The 17,938-nt window shown below is 66.7% G+C and carries 13 protein-coding genes; 2 read left to right on the forward strand and 11 right to left on the reverse strand.

Annotation, left to right across the window (positions count from 1 at the left end; translation table 11 throughout):
• Positions 1-63 precede the first annotated feature (63 nt).
• Genes HNR01_RS19625 through HNR01_RS19640 form a run of 4 tightly spaced genes read right to left on the reverse strand, consistent with a single transcriptional unit; the run spans position 64 to position 5,198 of the window.
• Positions 64-651 (reverse strand): sarcosine oxidase subunit gamma, encoded by a 588-nt coding sequence (locus tag HNR01_RS19625; RefSeq protein WP_183669272.1) that lies wholly within the window; start codon positions 649-651, stop codon positions 64-66.
• Positions 644-3,631 (reverse strand): sarcosine oxidase subunit alpha family protein, encoded by a 2,988-nt coding sequence (locus HNR01_RS19630; protein WP_183669274.1) that lies wholly within the window; start codon positions 3,629-3,631, stop codon positions 644-646. The genes HNR01_RS19625 and HNR01_RS19630 overlap by 8 nt, the downstream gene beginning before the upstream one ends.
• A 1-nt stretch (position 3,632) precedes the next feature.
• Positions 3,633-3,929 carry a sarcosine oxidase subunit delta gene (locus HNR01_RS19635; RefSeq protein ID WP_183669276.1) on the reverse strand — a complete coding sequence of 99 codons (297 nt, stop codon included), beginning with the start codon at positions 3,927-3,929 and terminating at the stop codon, positions 3,633-3,635.
• Positions 3,930-3,944: 15 nt separating this feature from the next.
• Positions 3,945-5,198: a sarcosine oxidase subunit beta family protein gene (locus HNR01_RS19640; protein ID WP_183669278.1), complete on the reverse strand. Its 1,254-nt coding sequence runs from the start codon at positions 5,196-5,198 to the stop codon at positions 3,945-3,947.
• Between the two features lie 437 nt (positions 5,199-5,635).
• Here HNR01_RS19640 and HNR01_RS19645 point away from each other — a divergent pair, with 437 nt between their 5' ends.
• Together HNR01_RS19645 and HNR01_RS19650 are read left to right on the forward strand one after the other, a co-directional pair.
• Complete coding sequence (locus HNR01_RS19645; RefSeq protein ID WP_183669280.1) at positions 5,636-6,664, forward strand: GlxA family transcriptional regulator; 1,029 nt, start codon at positions 5,636-5,638, stop codon at positions 6,662-6,664.
• 332 nt (positions 6,665-6,996) lie between these two features.
• A complete protein-coding gene (locus HNR01_RS19650) occupies positions 6,997-9,297 on the forward strand; it encodes an MHYT domain-containing protein (RefSeq protein WP_183669282.1) in 2,301 nt (766 codons plus the stop codon).
• A 248-nt stretch (positions 9,298-9,545) separates the two neighbouring features.
• Here the strand turns inward: HNR01_RS19650 and HNR01_RS19655 are convergent, their stop codons facing one another.
• The 7 genes from HNR01_RS19655 to HNR01_RS19685 all read right to left on the reverse strand — a co-directional run bounded on the left by HNR01_RS19655 (position 9,546) and on the right by HNR01_RS19685 (position 17,431).
• Positions 9,546-10,874, reverse strand: a complete 1,329-nt coding sequence (locus tag HNR01_RS19655) for a putative porin (protein WP_246417566.1) — start codon at positions 10,872-10,874, stop codon at positions 9,546-9,548.
• Positions 10,875-10,953: 79 nt separating this feature from the next.
• Positions 10,954-11,790 (reverse strand): glycine betaine ABC transporter substrate-binding protein, encoded by an 837-nt coding sequence (locus HNR01_RS19660; protein WP_183669285.1) that lies wholly within the window; start codon positions 11,788-11,790, stop codon positions 10,954-10,956.
• Positions 11,791-11,971: 181 nt separating this feature from the next.
• On the reverse strand, positions 11,972-12,823 hold the full coding sequence (locus HNR01_RS19665) for an ABC transporter permease (protein ID WP_017484638.1): 852 nt from the start codon (positions 12,821-12,823) through the stop codon (positions 11,972-11,974).
• The gene (locus HNR01_RS19670; RefSeq protein ID WP_017484637.1) at positions 12,739-14,055 is read right to left on the reverse strand and encodes a quaternary amine ABC transporter ATP-binding protein; all 1,317 of its coding nucleotides are present in this window, start codon (positions 14,053-14,055) and stop codon (positions 12,739-12,741) included. The genes HNR01_RS19665 and HNR01_RS19670 overlap by 85 nt, the downstream gene beginning before the upstream one ends.
• Positions 14,056-14,671: 616 nt before the next feature.
• A complete protein-coding gene (locus HNR01_RS19675) occupies positions 14,672-15,652 on the reverse strand; it encodes a FecR family protein (protein WP_183669287.1) in 981 nt (326 codons plus the stop codon).
• Positions 15,653-15,656: 4 nt separating this feature from the next.
• Positions 15,657-16,172 carry a sigma-70 family RNA polymerase sigma factor gene (locus tag HNR01_RS19680; RefSeq protein WP_183669288.1) on the reverse strand — a complete coding sequence of 172 codons (516 nt, stop codon included), beginning with the start codon at positions 16,170-16,172 and terminating at the stop codon, positions 15,657-15,659.
• Between the two features lie 785 nt (positions 16,173-16,957).
• Positions 16,958-17,431, reverse strand: a complete 474-nt coding sequence (locus HNR01_RS19685) for an ATP-binding cassette domain-containing protein (RefSeq protein ID WP_183669290.1) — start codon at positions 17,429-17,431, stop codon at positions 16,958-16,960.
• Between the last annotated feature and the right edge of the window lie 507 nt (positions 17,432-17,938).

Consider the following 17,938-nt stretch of genomic DNA (forward strand, 5'->3'; position numbering starts at 1 on the left):
GGGCCTAGTGCGGAGGTGATGGACGACGAGGTGGGTTCGCCTTCGGCGTGCATCAACCCTGCATCAAGGCGCGACCGCCCCTTCGGCCCCGAACACGGCCTCATTGAGGAAGCCGTGGACGTAGGTCGAGAAGGAGCGCCAGCACTCGACGCGGTAGAGCGGTGCGGCGGCGGCGCGGATCAGCACGATCTCGGCCTTGCCGAGCAGGGTGCGGGTGGCGCTGCCCGGCGGGAAGGCGGTCTCCGACAGGTCGAGCGGGCAGCCGGCATTGAACACCGCCGCCGCCTGACGGCCCGAGACGTCGATGCCGACATTGCGGTGCGAGACGTCGACCAGGGCGTGGGGCAGGCCGGCGAGCGCCTCGTGGATGCGGCCCTGCAGCAGGTCGGCATCGGCCTCCGGGCCGCCGACGAGCCACTCGTCGGGCCCGAGGCGGGCGATCCAGACCTCGCCGTCGGTGCCGACCGTGTTGATCGGCGCATCGAGCGGGAGCCCGGCGAGCGTCGGCGCGCCGCCGCCGAGCCGTGCGCGCAGGGAGAAGCGCGACTCGGCGCCCGCGGGTCGGACCGAGACGCTCGCTCCGGAGGCCGCCGGACGGGGCAGGGTGGCGAGCGGCAGGGCGCGGGCGGCGCGGTAGCGGGTCTCAAGCATTGATGCGCTCCCCCTTGGTGTCGAAGAAGACCGGTTCGCAGACGGTGACGCGGGTGAAGCCGTCCGGCGTGGTGACGTGGAGGTGCCCCCCCGCCCGCTCGCGCCCGCCCTCGACCAGGGCGAGCGCAATGGAGCGGCCGCAATTGGCGCTCCAGTAGCTCGAGGTGACGTGGCCGAGCATGCGCATCGGGATCGGCTGGCCCGTATCGGCGACGATCTGCGCGCCCTCGTCGAGGACGAGCTTCGGATCGTCGGTCATCAGCCCGACGAGCTGCTTGCGGCCCGACGCCACCACGTCGGGGCGCGCCAGCGAGCGCTTGCCGACGAAATCCCCTTTGGCCTTCGGGATCATGCCGGCCATGCCGACATCGTCCGGGGTCACGGTGCCGTCGGTCTCCTGGCCGACGATGATGTAGCCCTTCTCGGCGCGCAGCACGTGCATCGTCTCGGTGCCGTAGGGCGTGATGCCGTGCGCCCGGCCCGCCGCGAACACGGCTTCCCAGACCGCGCGGGCGTGGTCGGAGGGCACGTTGATCTCGAAACCGAGCTCACCGGTGAACGACACCCGGAACAGTCGGGTCGGCACGCCGCAGATCGTGCCCGACCGCATCGCCATGTGCGGAAAGGCTTCCGGCGACAGGTCGATACCGTCGACCAGCGGCGCGATCACGTCGCGCGCCTTCGGCCCCTGGAGCGCGATCACCGCCCACTGCTCGGTGGTCGAGGTCAGGAAGACCTCGAGCTCCGGCCACTCGGTCTGGAGGTAGTCCTCCATATGCGCCAGCACGCGGGCCGCCCCGCCCGTGGTGGTGGTGACGTGGAAGCACTCGTCGGAGACGCGGGCGACGACGCCGTCGTCAAGGATGTAGCCGTCCTCCTTCAGCATCAGCCCGTAGCGGCAGCGCCCGGGGGCGAGCTTGGTCCAGGGGTTGATGTAGAGGCGGTTCATGAACTCGGCCGCATCGCGGCCGACGATCTCGATCTTGCCCAGCGTCGAGGCGTCGAAGATGCCGACCCCCTCGCGCACGGCCTTGCACTCGCGGGCGACCGCGGCGTGCAGGTCCTCGCCGGCCTTCGGGAAGTACCAGGCGCGCCGCCACAGGGCGACGTTCTCGAACAGGGCGCCGTGGGCCTCGGCCCATTCGTGGATCGGCGTGGTGCGGATCGGATCGAATAGGGCATGGCGGGCGGGCCCCACCAGCGCACCGAAGGTCACCGGGGTGTAGGGCGGGCGGAAGGTCGTGGTGCCGACCGCCGGCAGGGCCTTGTCGAGCTGCCCGGCGACGATGCCCAGCGCGTTCATGTTCGAGGTCTTGCCCTGGTCGGTCGCCATGCCGGTCGTGGTGTAGCGCTTGACGTGCTCGATCGACTGGAAGCCCTCGCGGACCGCGAGCTTGATGTCCTTGGCGGTGACGTCGTTCTGGTAATCGACGAAGGCGCGCACCTTGGTCGGGTTCGCATCGGTCGGCATGATCCGCACCGGCTGGAAGCCGGTCAGCGTCGGCGTGGCCCGGACCTCCTGCCGCTCGTCGGAGCCCGCGGCGGCGGCGCCAGCGGAGAAACCTTCGTTGACGCAGGCGGCGAGATCGTAGGTGCCGCGGGCCGCGCCGGCCGAGCGCTCGGCCTGGGCCGAGATGTTCGGCACGAAGGCATCGATGGCGTCGTCGTAGCGCAGCTTGCCGCGCGACTGCGAGAACAGGTGGACGGCGGGCGTCCAGCCGCCGGACATGCCGACGCAGTCGCAAGCGAGAAGGCGACGGCCGCCGCACCGGCCGTCGCTCCCGACAGGTGCCACGACGAGACCCGTGACGCGCTTCCGGCCCTTCGATCCGATCACGGTGTGGCCGGTCAACACCTCGGCCCCGGCCGAGCGCAGCTGCGCCAGCTCCGGCCCGCAATCCGCTTCCAGGCGCAGGTCGACGAGGGTGACGTCGAGTCCGGCTGCACGCGCATCGAGCGCGGCCTGGTAGGCGGAGGCGCCACAGGTGGCGAAGACGAGCCGGCGGCCCGGCGCCACGCCGTAGCGGTTGAGGAAGACCCGCACGCTCTCGGCGAGCAGGATGCCCGGCCGGTCGTTGTCGGCGAAGACGAGGGGGCGCTCGTGGGCGCCGCCGGCGAGCACGACCTGCTCCGCCCGCACCTGCCACAGGCGCTCGCGGGGCGCTTGGCCCGCGGCCGACGTCAGGTGGTCGGTGACGCGCTCGGTCATCGCCACGTGGTTGTGGTTGTAATAACCGAAGGCCGTGGTGCGGGGCAGCAGGATGACGTTCTCGCGGGCATCGAGCTCGGCCAGCGTCTCGGCGAGCCAGTCCGCCGCCGGGCGTCCGTCGATCTGCGAGGTCGTGTCGTGCAGGAGCGAGCCGCCGGGCTCCGCGCCCTCGTCGGCCAGGATCACCCGCTTGCCGGTGCGCGCGGCGGCGAGCGCCGCGGCGAGCCCCGCCGGGCCGGCGCCGACGACGAGCACGTCGCAATGGGCGTGGCGGTTGGCGTAGCGGTCGGGATCGGCCACGGTCGGTGCCTTGCCGAGACCGGCGGCGGCGCGGATGAAGGGTTCGTAGACCTTATCCCAGAACTTCCGGGGCCACATGAAGGTCTTGTAGTAGAAGCCCGCGACGAAGACCGGCGAGAGCAAGTCGTTGACCGCGCCGACGTCGAATTCGAGCGAGGGCCAGTGGTTCTGCGAGGTCGTGCGCAGGCCCGAGCGTGCCTCGACCACGGAGGCGCGGTTGTTCGGGTCGATCCGGCCGGGTCCGCGATCGACGGAGAGCAGCGCGCTCGGCTCGTCGGGGCCGTGGCTCAGGATGCCGCGGGGGCGGTGATACTTGAACGAGCGCCCGACGAGATGGATGCCGTTGGCCAGCAGCGCCGAGGCGACGGTGTCGCCGGCAAATCCGTGGACCGGCTTGCCGTTGAACGCGAAGACGATGGGGCGGGTGCGGTCGATGCGTCCGCCGCGGGACAATCTGAACGGCTGTGCCATCTCACGCCCTCGTCTCGCTCTGGGGGAATTGGGTGGGCTTCGCCCCCATCGGATAGGTCTCGATGAAGCGGTCGCTGATCGTGTCGCGGAGCGCATTGAACCAGCGGCCGCAGCCGTGGACGTGGCACCAGCGCTCGGCATGCACGCCCTTGGGGTTGGCGCGCACGAACAGGTGCTCGCTCCAGGCGCCGTCATCGACGGTCATCGGGTCGGCGGGGCGGGCGATATGGGCTTGGCCGCCGCACCGGAACTCGGTCTCGGGCCGTTTGCCGCAATGGGGACAGGCGATCAGCAGCATGGGTCTGGCTCCGGATCAGTGCGCGACGGCCGCGGCGGCGGCCTCGTCGATGAGGCGCCCGGTGCGGAACCGGTCGAGGGTGAAGGGCGCGTTGATCTTGTGGGGCGTGCCGGTCGCGAGCGTGTGGGCGAAGACGTGGCCCGAGCCCGGCGTCGCCTTGAAGCCGCCGGTGCCCCAGCCGCAATTGACGAACAGGTTCTGGACCGGGGTCTTGCCGATGATCGGCGAGCGGTCCGGCGTCACGTCGACGATGCCGCCCCAGGAGCGCAGCATCCGCATCCGGGTGAATTGCGGAAAGAGCTCGCAGATCGCGTCCAGCGTGTGGGTGGTGATGTGAAGGCCGCCCTGCTGGCTGTAGGAGGTGTACTGGTCGGTGCCGGCGCCGATCACGAGTTCGCCCTTGTCGGATTGCGACAGGTAGGCGTGGACCGCGTTCGACATCACCACGCAGGGGAAGCACGGCTTGACCGGCTCGGAGACCAGCGCCTGGAGCGGGTAGCTCTCCAGCGGCATCGACACGCCGGCCATGGACATCAGGGTCGAGGTGTGGCCGGCGGCGACCACGCCGATCCGGCCGGCGCCGATGAAGCCGCGCGTGGTCTCGACGCCGACCGCCCTGCCGAAGGCGTCACGGCGGATGCCGGTGACCTCGCAGTTCTGGATGATGTCGACGCCGCGGTCGTCGGCGCCGCGGGCATAGCCCCAGGCCACCGCGTCGTGGCGGGCGGTGCCGGCCCGGCGCTGGAGCGCCCCGCCGAGCACCGGGTAGCGCAAGGAGCCCGAGATATCGAGCGGCGGACAGAACGCCTTGCACTCCTCCTTCGAGAGCCACTCGTTGTCGATGCCGTTGAGACGGTTGGCGTAGACGTGGCGCTTGAAGCTCTGGACGTCGTGGACGTTGTGCGCGAGCATCAACACGCCGCGCTGGGAGAACATGATGTTGTAGTTCAGCTCCTGGGACAGCCCCTCCCAGAGCTTGAGCGCGTGCTCGTACATCGCCGCGCTCTCGTCGTAGAGGTAGTTGGAGCGGATGATCGTGGTGTTGCGGCCGGTATTGCCGCCGCCGATCCAGCCCTTCTCCAGCACCGCCACGTTGGTGATGCCGTGCACCGTGGCGAGATAATAGGCGGTCGCCAGCCCATGGCCGCCGCCGCCGACGATGACGACGTCGTAGCGGGGCTTGGGCTCGGGGGCGCGCCACTGGCGACCCCAGCCGGTATGGCCCCGCAGGGATTCGGAGAGCAGCGACGTGAGGGAGAAGCGGCGCATCGGTCGACCTCGCGGTGTTGACGGATCATGGTCCGCGCGCCGCGGCGGGGCTTGATCGGTGGCGACCGGGAGTTTGGGATTCCCGACTTCGACCGATGTCCCACGCTCCCGATCCGAAAGAGGCCCGGCCGGTTCGACAGACCTCGCTCGGCGCAAGACTTCGGCCCGCCCGCTCGAGGGACAGGTCCGACGATCAGTTGATCACGCTGCCGTGAGCAGGAAATCGAACAAGAATTATTTTATTGCATGCGCCCGGCGATCGGAGATTAAGTTCCGGTGTGGGCGCCGCCTCGGCGGACGCGCCCCGCTCGATCGACGGCGCCGGTTACGATCGGGACGATCCTGAATCGCTCCCCGGCCGGCACGGGAGTCGGCGCGGCACGTGAATTGCCCACCAAGCCGCGGCGTAAGGCCGACAAACGGTGGTCGGGATGGACATGACGATAGCCGCCGGGGAGACGAGCCCGGCCAATGTGCTGACCGCGAACGAGGCGGTCACGGGGAGGGTCCTCTCCGTCGGCTTCATGCTGGTCGAGCGCTTCTCGATGATCGCCTTCTCCTCGGCGATCGAGCCCCTGCGGCTCGCCAACCGCGCGGTCGGGCGCGATCTCTACCGCTTCTCGCTGTGGTCGGAGGACGGCACCAAGTGCACCGCCTCGAACGGGATCGAGGTCAAGGTCGCGGGTCGCTTCTGCGATGCACAGGATTTCGACATGATCGTCGTGTGCGGCGGCATCGACATCCAGAGGCCGGATCACCGCGCTCTCCACGCGGCCCTGCGCCGGTGCAGCGCCCGCGGGGCGGCGATCGGCGCGGTCTGCACGGGCACCTACGTGCTGGCCAAGGCCGGTCTCCTCGACGGCTACCGGGCGACGATCCACTGGGAGAACCTGCCGGGCCTCGTCTCGGAGCATGACGGGCTCGAGATCGGCTCGGACCTGTTCGAAATCGACCGCAACCGCTTCACCTGCGCCGGCGGCACCGCGGCGGCCGACATGATGCTGTCGCTGATCATGCGCGACCACGGGCCGAGCGTGGCCTCGGAGGTCGCCGACCAGCTCATTCATCACCGCATCCGCGAATCAGGCGAGCGTCAGCGGATGGACCTGCGCATGCGCCTCGGCGTCTCGCATCCGAAGCTTCTGCGGGTGGTGGGGCTGATGGAAACCTCGCTCGCCGAGCCGCTCGGCAGCCAGGAACTCGCCGATGCGGTGCAGCTCTCGACCCGCCAGCTGGAGCGGCTGTTCCTGAAGTATCTGGGCCGCTCGCCGGCCAAGCACTACCTGCGCATCCGCCTGGAACACGCCCGCACCCTGATCCGGCAGACGGCGATGCCGCTGCTCTCGGTGGCGTTCGAGTGCGGCTTCACCTCGGCCTCGCACTTCTCGAAGGCCTATCTCGACTGCTTCGGCCAGCCGCCGAGCGCCGAGCGGAAGATCGTACAGACGCAGAGCGCGCGCGCCTGAGCGGTTTGTGCCAGCGCGCCGAATCCGGCGCCGGGATGATCCGAGAGACGTCACGCCCGATGACGCGGCTCCGGCCAGCCTCGCAATGTCCTGAAGGCGGACGGGGCCTACGATCGAAGTGCGATCAGCTTCACCGGGTGATGGGCTGCCGAGGGTGGGAGCCAGTCATTCGCCTGACGCGGTGAGCGGACGGGCATGACCCTTCTCGGACCTTGTTCTCGCGAGGCTCGCTGAACACGATCCCGCCTGACACGTCCGTCACTTGGAGGCCGCAAGAAAGCCTCCTAAAGTTTGCCTGGGCAGCCGCTTCGCGCCCATGCGAGGAGGCGAGTATGTCCGTGTCAGGAGCCCACGACAGCACCCTCGTCACCCTCTCGATCCTCATCGCGACGGTCGCCTCCTACACCGCCCTTGATCTCGCAGGCCGCATCCGGGCCGCGACGGGCTGGGCGGCGCATGCATGGCTCGCGACCGCAGCCCTGGCCATGGGTGGTGGCATCTGGGCCATGCACTTCGTCGCCATGCTCGCCTTCAGCATGCCGGGCATGGAGGCGCACTACGACCTCAGCCTCACGCTCCTCTCGCTGATCGTGCCGGTCGCGGTCACCGGGATCGGCTTCGCCGTCGTGAACCAGCCCAGGAGGAGCCGCTTCGCTCTCGTTGCAAGCGGCCTTCTCATGGGTATCGGCATCGCGGCCATGCACTACACCGGCATGGCCGCGATGCATGTGCCCGCCTCCCTGCGCTACGACGCGCTGTGGGTGGCCGTCTCGATCCTGATCGCGGTCGGAGCCTCGACCATCGCGCTCTGGCTGGCCTTCAAGAACACGGGGCTGGTGCAAAAGCTCGTGGCCGCAGGTGTGATGGGCGTTGCGGTCTCGGGCATGCACTACACGGCCATGTATGCCGCCGCCTTCACCGCTCACGGCGTGACTGACGGCGGGCATGGCTATGCAAGCATCGGCCAGACGAACCTCGCCCTCGCCGTCGCCGCCACCACGTTCTTGATCCTGTTCCTCTCGCTGATCGCGGCCATGTTCGACCGGCGCTTCGCTGTGCTCGCCGAACGGGAGGCCGTAGCCTTGCGCCGGAGCGAGGAGCAGTTCCGGGCGCTCTACCGCAAGACGCCGCTGCCGCTGCACGCTCTCGATGCCGAGGGCCGTGTCGAGGAGGTCAGCGACGCTTGGCTCGACCTTCTCGGCTACCCGCGCGAGAGCGTTGTGGGCCGCCCCTTGATCAACTTCATGAATGAGGAGTCGGCGCGCCGCCGCGTTCAGGAGGATTGGCCCAGGCTCCTGGCGACCGGCGCGCTTCGCGACGCCGAGTACCGCTTCGTGACCTATCTCGGCGAGCCCCTTGACGTTCTCCTGTCCTCGCAAGTCGAGCGCGACGCGCAGGGCGCGTTCCTGCGCACGCTTGGCGGCATCGTCGATGTGACCGCCAGACGACGTGCGGAGGAGGCGCTGCGGCAGGCCCAGAAGATGGAGGCCGTTGGACGCCTCACCGGCGGCATCGCGCACGACTTCAACAACCTGCTTGCCGTGGTGATCGCCAATCTCGATCTCCTGCGCAAGCGCCTGCCCGACGACCCCAGGCTCACGCGCCTTGTCGAGCACGCGATCCAAGGGGCTGAGCGGGGAGCCTCGTTGACGCAGCGCATGCTGTCCTTTGCACGGCGGCAGAGTCTGAGGCCCAAGCCCGTCTGTCCCCCGGATCTTGTGCGAGGCATGGAGGATCTGCTTCGCCGCTCCATCGGTCCGCAGGTGCAGATCGAGACGCACTTCCCTCTGGGATTGCCCTACGCCTATGCGGACGCCAACCAGCTTGAACTGGCGCTGTTGAACCTCGTCGTGAACGCGAGGGACGCCATGCCCAATGGCGGCACCATCACGGTCGGCGCGCGCGAGCAGACGATTGGAGCCGATCAGGTGCGCGGTCTCTCGCCGGGCCAGTACGTCTGCCTCTGGGTAACGGACACGGGCACGGGCATGGACGAGGTCACCCTGGGACAAGCCATGGAGCCGTTCTTCACGACGAAGGGCGTGGGCCAGGGAACCGGCCTCGGACTGTCCATGGTGCATGGCCTTGCCGAGCAGTCTGGTGGAGCCCTGGTTCTCAAGAGCCGCGTGGGCGCGGGAACGACCGCTGAGGTCTGGCTTCCGGTTGCCGAAACCGGAGAGGAGACCGAAGAGATCGCGGCTGACCCGGTCCAGAAGGTTGGTGCAGCGACGCGCTCGCTGACAGTTCTGGCGGTCGATGATGACGCCCTTGTCCTGGCGAACACAGCGGCGATGCTCGACGACCTCGGGCATGTGGTCCTCGAAGCCTCGTCCGGAGAGGAGGCGCTGACCCTCCTGCGAAGGGGCCGCAAGGTCGATCTGGTGATCACGGATTACGCCATGCCGGGCATGACGGGCCAGCACCTCGCGGAGGCGATCAGGGCTGAGTGGCCGCGCATCCCGATCCTTCTTGCGACGGGCTATGCGGAGGTGGCGCAGGAGGGCCACCTCGCGCTGCCTCGGCTGAACAAGCCCTACCAACAAGCCGATCTCGCTCGCGCGGTCGCGGACTGCCTCATGCACGAGGACGAAGCAGATCGGGTTGTCGCGTTCCGGCCCGTGCGGGGCGGGTGAGCCCGACGACTTCAGGCTGAACGGGCGCACTGATCGGCTAGCACGAGTGCGCCCGTTTCTTGGCCACGGCCAGAGCCCGCATTTTGGGCGAACCCCTCACAAGCCGGACTTCCGCGAAAGGCTGCAAGCGGCTCCCCGCATGGGCAGGCTGACGGGCATGGACCTTATGGCGGGCCTCACGGAACTCTCAGTGACCGCCCATGCCGCGGCTTGCCACGTCAGCACAGCGGGTTTTGTGCTGAAAGCGCTTAGAAGTAATAGCCGATATTCATGATGAACCGTGACTTCCACCGGTTCTCGCCGCCCTGGGCGAGGCCGTTGTTGAATTCGCCGACGCCGACATAGGGATCGTTCCGGCCGATGGCGGCCTCGGTGTAGATGATCAGGTTCGGATCCGCCGTGAGGGTCCAGGCTCCGCCGAGCGTGAAGCGCTCGCTCGCCTTGAAGCTCGCCTTGTCCTTGTAGAAGGCGCTGTAGCCGACGAAGGGCACCACGGTGAACGGGCCGATCGGATCGGGCACCTTGTAGGTCACTTCCGCCGAGACGAAGTTGCCGCGCGCGGCGAGATTGTACGAGAAATCGAAGCCGCCCACCGTGACGAGATCGTTGCGGAAGGGATTCTTCGGATCGATATCCTGCCGCACGTAGATCGCCTTGAAGCCCCAGGGGCCATAGGTGCCCAGCGCGTGCAGGCCCTCGAGTTGCTTGGTGCCGGTCTGGCGCGTGTCGAAATTGTAGATCTCCGAGTGCCAGATCGAGGCGCCGAAGGCGAGCGAGGTGGTCTCGTTCTTGAGAACGAAGTACTCCGCTCGGCCGATGAACATGTTCTGTTCGGCGTTGCTGGTTCCGTTCGTGACGTAGGGGTCGGCGCGGACGATGTTCGTTGAGTAGCGCGCGCTGTCGAGGCTCAGACCGAAGGCGTTCGGGTTGGCGCCGGGATAGAACCCGACCTGATAGTTGAAATCCGGCTCGACATGGGAAAATTTGACGCCGAAATTGTAGACCTCCTCCAGCCCCATGGTGAAGCCGAGGGTTTCGAGAAAACTCGTCCCGAAATATGGGGTCAGGCCGAACGGCGACTGGTTGAGACCGAAGGTAATGCTGTCTTCCAGGGTGAATTTGTAGCCGAGATAGGCCCACATCGGGAAGTGGACCTCGCCCGGATTGCCGCGGTAGCCGTTGCGGGGGCCGTAGATCGAGCTGCCACCATAGAACCGATACTGTGCCGCGCCGAAGATCGTGTCGGAATCGTAGGCGGCCTTGAGCGCGAGGGTGTCGAAGTCGAAGTTCTCCCGCGCCTTGCGGACGCCGCCGCGGCTGGCATCGTCGAAGCGCCAGTCGTATCGGGCGCGGATGGCACCACCGAAGGTGAAGGTGCCCGCGTCGGTCTTGCTCTTCGGCGGGGCCAAGCCGAAATCGGTGCGGGGTTCGGGCACGACCACAGGTTGCTCGCGGTTGACCTGGCTCGGCTCGGCATCGACCTCGACCGGGCCCTGCGCCTGGGCCGCGGCGATCGAGGGGCACAGCATCATCCCCGCGGCACAGGCCACGAGGGCAGCCGCCAAACCATTCGCCATCACGTCCCCACCCCTCGACTGAACCGCCGATCCGCCGTCCCAGCTGTTCTCAGTCCTTCCCGGACCCGAATGACGGGCGTTACTTCAGCCAGCCATCGACCGTCGCGCGGTTCCGCGCGATCCACTTCGCGGCCGTCTCCTCGGGTTTGGCGCCCTTCTCCTCGTTCTCGGCCATCACGGCTTCCTCGTCCTTGATGGTGAGCTTGAACTTCTGCAGGATGCCGTAGACCTCGGGCATGTCCTCCTTGAGTCCCTTGCGGGCCAACGTGTTCACGCTCTCGGCCTCGCCGAAGCTCTTCTTGGGATCGGCGAGGTATTTCAGGTCGTAGCGCGCGAACATCCAGTGCGGCGTCCAGGCGGTGACGACGACGTCCTTCTTCTGCCGCACCGCATCCTTCAGTGCGCTGGTCATCGTGGCATCGCTGCCGTCGAGAAGCTTGACCTTGAGGCCGTAGGCCTTGATCGCCGCCTCTGAGCTCTTCATCACGCCGGCGCCGGGATCGATGCCGATGACCCGGCCGTCGACCTCGGACGCCCTGGTCGCGAGATCCTCGATCGAGTTGAGCGGCGACGAGGCGGGCACGGCCCAGCCGATCCTGGCCCCCGTGACATTGGGACCGATCAGTTCGAGACGGTTCTTCAGCTTCTCGTAATAGGCGCCCTGCGTGACGGGCAGCCAGGCGGCGACGCTCGCATCCGCGTCGCCCGAGGCCACCGCCTGCCACATCGCGGCGGCGGCGAGCGGGATCGTCTTGACCTGATAGCCTTTCTCCTCAAGGGCGAGCTTGAGAATATTGGTCGCCACCACGGCGTCGGCCCATTCCACGTAGGCGATTCGAACCTGCTTGCCCGCCGCCTCGGCCGGCGTCTGGATCAGGGCGAGGCAGGCCACCATCCCAAATATCGGAGCGCGCATCGACGAAACCTTTCAGGTGGGCTGAGGACACATATCGACCGTCGACTGAACTTTCAGGTTCAGAATTTCGTCGCGCAGCTCGGATTGCAGATTTGATCAGAATTGATTCGTTTTTATATCGCCCACTCATCTCAACCCGGGAAACAAGGCGATCTTGCTTCCCCGGCTGAAGGCGTGCGCTTCAGGCGACACCGTGGGGACGGGCGCGGGCGGCGAGCGCCTGGGTCGCCCGGTCGAGGATGACGGCGACGATCACGATGCCGATGCCCGCTTCGAACCCGGCGCCGGCCTCGAGGCGCTGGATCGATTGCCAGACCGCACGGCCGAGACCGCCGGCCCCGATCATGGCGGCGATGACCACCATCGAGAGGGCGAGCATCATGGTCTGGTTCACGCCCGCCATGATGGTCGGCAATGCCAGCGGCAGCTGGACCTTGAACAGCTTCTGCGTCGCCGAGCCGCCGAAGGCATCCGAAGCCTCGACGAGTTCCGAAGGCACGTTGCGGATGCCGAGCGCCGTCAGTCGGATCACCGGCGGCACGGAGAACACGATGGTCGCGAAGCAGGCGGAGACCGCGCCGAGCCCGAAGAAGGGCAGGGCAGGGATCAGGTAGACGAAGCTCGGCAGCGTCTGCATCATGTCGAGCACCGGCGAGAACACCCGCCACGCGCGTCGGCTCAAGGCGAACCAGATCCCGACCGGAATGCCGATCACGAGCGCGGCCAGCGTCGCGAGGATGACGAGCACCAGCGTCTCGACCGTCGCCTGCCAGAGCCGCAGGTTCCAGAGGAACAGCAGCCCCGCGAGGGTCAGCAGCCCGACCTTCCGCCCGCCGATCTTGGTGGTGACGAGCGCCGCTGCCGCGATCGCGAGCCAGGGCGGCACCGCGACGAGGCCGGCGGTCAGCGTCTCGATCCAGTCGGAGACGATGCGGCTGACCGCCCGGGTCAGCCAAGAGCCATGCTCGGTGAGCCAGTCGAGGGCGTCGTCGCTGAGCGTGTCGAGGGGAAATTTGGGGACGTTCCAGTCCATCGCTCCGCTCCTGCCGGCTTGGATTGTGACGAGAGGAGGCCGACTTGCGGCCCGTGCGCACCCGGGCGCGAAGCGAGGGCCCGCACGGCATCCCGGCTCGTGATCGGACCGATCAGGCGTCCGTCCGACGCGACGACGGCAACGGATCCCTCGGAGGCGATCCGGCCCAGAACCGTCTCGAGGCGGGCCTCCGCCTCCACGACGCCGGGCTCGAGATCGAGCAGGCCGGTCAGCGCGTCGCCGGGTCGGGCGGCGGCGATCCTGTCGGCGCGGACGCGGCCGACGAAGCGGCCGTCGCGGTCGGCGACGAGCCACGCGTCGCCGCCGGCCTGCGCCGTCCGAGCCCGCGCCTCGGCCACGGTCTGCGTCGGCGAAAGCACGATCGCCGTGCGGTCGGCGACGTGCTCGGCCCGCATCACCGCCGCGAGGTCGATATGCTCCACGAAGCGGCGGACATACTCGGTCGCCGGGCGGGCCACGACCTCCTCGGGCTGGCCGATCTGCACCACCTCGCCATCCTTCATGAGGACGATGCGGCCACCGAGCGCCACGGCCTCGTCGAGGTCGTGCGAGACGAAAACGATGGTCTTCTTCAGCTTGCGCTGCAATTCGCGCAGCTCCGCCTGCATGTCCCGGCGGATCAGCGGGTCGAGGGCGCTGAAGGCTTCGTCCATCAGCAGGATGTCGGCATCCGCCGCCAGCGCCCGCGCGAGGCCCGCCCGCTGCTGCATGCCGCCGGACAGCTCGTGCGGATACTTGCTCTCCCAGCCTTTCAGGCCGACGAGCTCGATCGCCCGCATCGCGCAATCGATGCGCTGCTTGGCCGGAACGTTCCTGATCTCGAGACCGAAGCTGACATTCGACAGGATGGTGCGATTGGGGAGCAGCGCGAAATGCTGGAACACCATGCCGAAGGTCTTCTGGCGGAACGCCAGCAGCTCCTTGCGGTCGAGCCGGGTGACATCGACGTCGTCGACGAGAATCCGGCCGCAGGTCGGCTCGACGAGCCGGTTCATGCACCGCAGGAGGGTCGACTTGCCCGAGCCGGACAGACCCATGAGGATGAGGATCTCGCCCTCATGCACTTCGAAGGAGATATTGCACAGTCCGACGACCGCACCGCAGGCCTCGGCGACGTCAGCCTTGCGCTTTCCTTGAGAAATCAGATCGACAGCTTCGACATGATTTGCGCCGAAGATCTTGCTGACGCTCTCTAAGGTAATGCGGCCCATGTGCTTCCGACCTCTTAGAGTCGCGCATTCCGCTCATCGCTGCTCGCGCTGCGGCGGCGCATGGCTTAATCTATGATGATGAGAAGCTAGCGGCAGCGGGCCCGTGGGCTTGTACGGCTGCGACGCTTTTTGCCCGGAAGCCGACACAGGTGGAAGTTTAGCGTCAAAAATCGTTGCTGCACCGCAGTAATGCTATCAAATACGTCAGATTGAGACATTATTATGCATCGCCTGACTGGAAGTTAAACGCACTACAGCAAGCCGGCGACAACCTTGCCGCTGAACAGCCCTCGGTTCGGGGCAAGGATCGTCCGTTCGGGCGGCGGATGAGGAGGGTTCGCTTCTGCAGAAGAGCGATCGTCAGCCTTGCGAAGGAGCCTCGATTCCAAAGTCCGCAATCGCCCGCACGCGTTTGCACCCCGGGCTCGCCGGGATCAGAACGCGTCCCGGTGATGGAGCGGGGCAAGCGGGAGACAGGGGAAGGTCCGCGCGCCGAGACCGCGCGACCGGCTCGCCCCCGGCAAGACGTGCGCGAGTCAAAATTTGGCATCGAATTCGGCAGTCATGCCGAATGCTTGGATGGAATTGCAGGGAACGCCGAACCCGGGCGCGCGGCTCAAGCCTCGATCTTGATCCAGATCCCTGCAGTCTGGGTCATTTTCAGACCAATAGACCGGGCGAGCGTGTCGAGAGCGACGATGGGCTCAAACAGATTGAAGACGCCCGTCACGCGTCGCTCCGTCACTTCGGGGCTGAGGCGGATGAAGCCGGCATAGTAGGGGCGGATCAGCTCGACGATGTTCGCGACGGATTCATCGTCGAAGACAGCGAAACCGGTTGTCCAGGACGCTTCCGCATCGGAATCAATCTTGCTGCGAACGAAGCCGGCGCCATCGTAGCTGAGACGTTCGTTCATGCGGAAGTTCAGCTGACGCCCGCCTCCCTGGAGGATGCCGCTGCCTTTCAGCCCGGAGACGGTCAGGCGCGCGTCGCGCCGGTCGAGAACGAAGGTGCCCGGCGACGCATCGAGGCGGATCGAGCCGAGATCAACCACGAAAGGGCGCGGGTCACGCTCGGACACGTCGAGCATCATCCGACCGGCGACGAACTCGATGCGCCGCTCGTTCGGCTGGAGCGAGACGTTGATCGACGACCGTGGCGCCAGCACGACTTTGCTGCCGTCCGAGAGTTCGAACCGGTCGTGCTCCGCCGTGCGGGTGTATCGATCGTTCAGCAGGTCCTGGAGCGGGACGAAACGTTGCAGCGAAGTCGTGCCGACTCCGCCCACAGCGATGAGGCCGACCAAACCGCCGAGGACGGCCCTGCGGTTGCGCGAAGCCATCTGCCCTCTGATTTGGGAAACCGTACCGCGCGGAAGCCCCGAACGCGCCAGGATGTCGAACGGCTGAAGGCCGCCTGATATGCGCCTCCAGGCTTCGGCATTGCTGGGCGTGGCGTTGCGCCAGAGATCGAGCTCGCGCAATTGGCGCTCGGTCATCTGTCCGCCGCTTAACGCGACCATCCACTTGATGGCCGACCGACCGCTCTCGTCGATACGGGAATCGTCGATATCGGCTTGCCGACGAGCCTTTGCCATCCCCTCAACTTTCCATCCGCGTCAGATAGACGGCCGCAAATCCCTGGGTCATGTACTTGCTCACCGCGCTGAGCGAGACATTGAGTTCCTGGGCGATGTCCTTGTTCGACCTACCATCGATCTGGCTCATCAGGAACGCCGTCCGAGCGCGCGGCGACAGTTTCGCAAGCACCGCGTCGATCATCTGAAGCGCCTGAACGATGATGAGCCGTTCTTCCGGCGAGACGTCCAAGGCCTCGGGAATGGTCAGGAGCGCGTCCTCGTAGGCGTTCTGAAGCTTCTTTCGGCGACGGGCCTCGAAGATGATCCGCTTGGCGATCGTGGTCATCATGGCGCGCGGCTCGCGCACGCTCTCCACGCTCGGCAGGGTCAGGAGCGACACGAAGACATCCGAGACGATGTCCTCGGGGGCGTGAACGGTCCAGGGCTGACGCGCCAGCCAAGATCCGAGCCAGGAGGAATGCTCCCGGAACAGGGTCTCGATCAGCCTCGAGTTCCGACCGACAACAACGCTTGCCATTCTACACCCCCGCGCTTGCATCTGCCATGCGCCTGAGACGGACATAGACAGATATCCTATCACCCCTTACGCACATACAATACAGCTCTGAATTCAATTAAGAGCCAAAGCTGTTAAGTCCAATTTTAAAGCAAGTATTGCGGGCAAAATCTCCAAATTACCTCGACTCTGCAGTTTTTCATTTTCCGTGCTGCAGAGTTAGAAAATATCAACTCATCGCCCCTCCCTCGCCACTCGGCTTCGACGTGGCGCAAACCCACTATGCAGCCCACATGCCAACATATGATGGAAACGCGAGTTAATCCGTTACCCGGCATAGTTTCCCAGGACCGTCACCCCGGTCTTCCGGGGGCAACAGCCTCGCGCGACACGGCTTGCCTGCTCCGCGCGCCGTCGCGTGGGGCATCCCGAGGCACCGGTCCCAGGAAGAGCACTGAGGCGGCATCGCGGGAGCGTCGTGTGAGCCGAACCCGCAGGGCCGGCCTCTGTGGACGGATCCCTGATCGATCCGTGCAGGCAGCCCGAACAAGCGCGTCGGGCAATGGTTGCGGGGATGGGCGTGTGGACGGTTCTGGGCTCGCGTCGCCAGCCCAACCAGAGGTACGGCGCAAAGGCGGCCATCCCCCGGTTGCGGCTTCGCCTCCGAGCGGCCGGCTGGCGAACGAGAGGCGAGGCGGATCGCGCGTCCGTCGCTCCTCCTCCCATCACCGATCGGTTGCGGGACGCGGCTTTCCAAGCGACGCTGAGAGAAGAGCGCAGGTGCCGCCGCTCGGGCGCCTCCGGCTCTATCGCGGACCGGGCGCGGTCGTCACGGGCGCAAGGGTCCAGCCGCCGCCGGGCATCAGCGTCAGCATCCGCTCATGATGCTCCAGAATGCCCGCGCGGTGCCCGACGCTCACGAAACGTGCGCCCGTCGCGGCCAGCAGACGGTAGAGATGCGTTTCCGTCGCGCCATCGACCGCGCTCGTGGCCTCGTCCAGGAGGACGAAGGCGGGCCGGCGGATCACGACACGGGCAAAAGCCAGCCGTTGCCGTTCGCCCAGCGACAGGATCTGTCCCCAATCCTTGACGGCCGCCAGACCACCATGGGTTGCGGCGAGATCGGGCAGCCGCACCGCCGCCAGCGCGTCCAGCAATTCTCTGTCCGGCACGTCGCGCGCGTAGGGATAGAGCAATTGCGCGCGCAGATCCCCCCGCGTGACGTAGGGCCGCTGCGGCAGAAACACTGGATAATATGAAGAGCAGATTTCCGGCTTCACTGATGTTGTTCTATTAGAAATTTGCGCGTTTCGGAATACCTACACCGTGTAACCGGCACTGTCGTGCGTTAGATCTCGAGCCCGGTTGCATTATTGCAACAAAAACCACGCCAGGTTGACATTATATCACTATTATGACTTCTAGTTGCATTGCGAGGTCACGGTCGGGTCATCGCCGACGATGGCGATCGGTGCTGATGCTCGGGCATGACACCGCCGCTCGCGGAAATCTTTGTGGGATGGCGCGGGCGCTCACTAGCGCGTGCGCAGCGGTATGATGGCAGGCCGGTGCAGAGGCTCAGTTTTTTCAATGATCGGTTGCATTGGCGCCGCGGCTTTGGAGGGCCTTCGCAATGTGCGAACGATCCCCTGTCGGCCGGCGAAGGGGGTTCGATGGCGGCACCAATGCCGTCGGTTTCGCGGTTAGCGCATCGCGAGGACCGTGGAAGAGACACGCATCGGGCCGGACACTTAGATCGATCCGGAGAATCCCATCACATTGCGCCG

The organism is Methylorubrum rhodesianum, assembly GCF_014199985.1.
Taxonomy (GTDB): Bacteria; Pseudomonadota; Alphaproteobacteria; order Rhizobiales; family Beijerinckiaceae; genus Methylobacterium; species Methylobacterium rhodesianum.

Coding starts and splice junctions, on each gene's coding strand:
- HNR01_RS19655 (WP_246417566.1), bottom strand. CDS start 10,874: ATGGCGAATGGTTTGGCGGCTGCCCTCGTGGCCTGTGCCGCGGGGATG.
- HNR01_RS19630 (WP_183669274.1), bottom strand. CDS start 3,631: ATGGCACAGCCGTTCAGATTGTCCCGCGGCGGACGCATCGACCGCACC.
- HNR01_RS19640 (WP_183669278.1), bottom strand. CDS start 5,198: ATGCGCCGCTTCTCCCTCACGTCGCTGCTCTCCGAATCCCTGCGGGGC.
- HNR01_RS19645 (WP_183669280.1), top strand. CDS start 5,636: ATGACGATAGCCGCCGGGGAGACGAGCCCGGCCAATGTGCTGACCGCG.
- HNR01_RS19675 (WP_183669287.1), bottom strand. CDS start 15,652: ATGGCAAAGGCTCGTCGGCAAGCCGATATCGACGATTCCCGTATCGAC.
- HNR01_RS19625 (WP_183669272.1), bottom strand. CDS start 651: ATGCTTGAGACCCGCTACCGCGCCGCCCGCGCCCTGCCGCTCGCCACC.
- HNR01_RS19670 (WP_017484637.1), bottom strand. CDS start 14,055: ATGGGCCGCATTACCTTAGAGAGCGTCAGCAAGATCTTCGGCGCAAAT.
- HNR01_RS19680 (WP_183669288.1), bottom strand. CDS start 16,172: ATGGCAAGCGTTGTTGTCGGTCGGAACTCGAGGCTGATCGAGACCCTG.
- HNR01_RS19660 (WP_183669285.1), bottom strand. CDS start 11,790: ATGCGCGCTCCGATATTTGGGATGGTGGCCTGCCTCGCCCTGATCCAG.
- HNR01_RS19650 (WP_183669282.1), top strand. CDS start 6,997: ATGTCCGTGTCAGGAGCCCACGACAGCACCCTCGTCACCCTCTCGATC.
- HNR01_RS19635 (WP_183669276.1), bottom strand. CDS start 3,929: ATGCTGCTGATCGCCTGTCCCCATTGCGGCAAACGGCCCGAGACCGAG.
- HNR01_RS19665 (WP_017484638.1), bottom strand. CDS start 12,823: ATGGACTGGAACGTCCCCAAATTTCCCCTCGACACGCTCAGCGACGAC.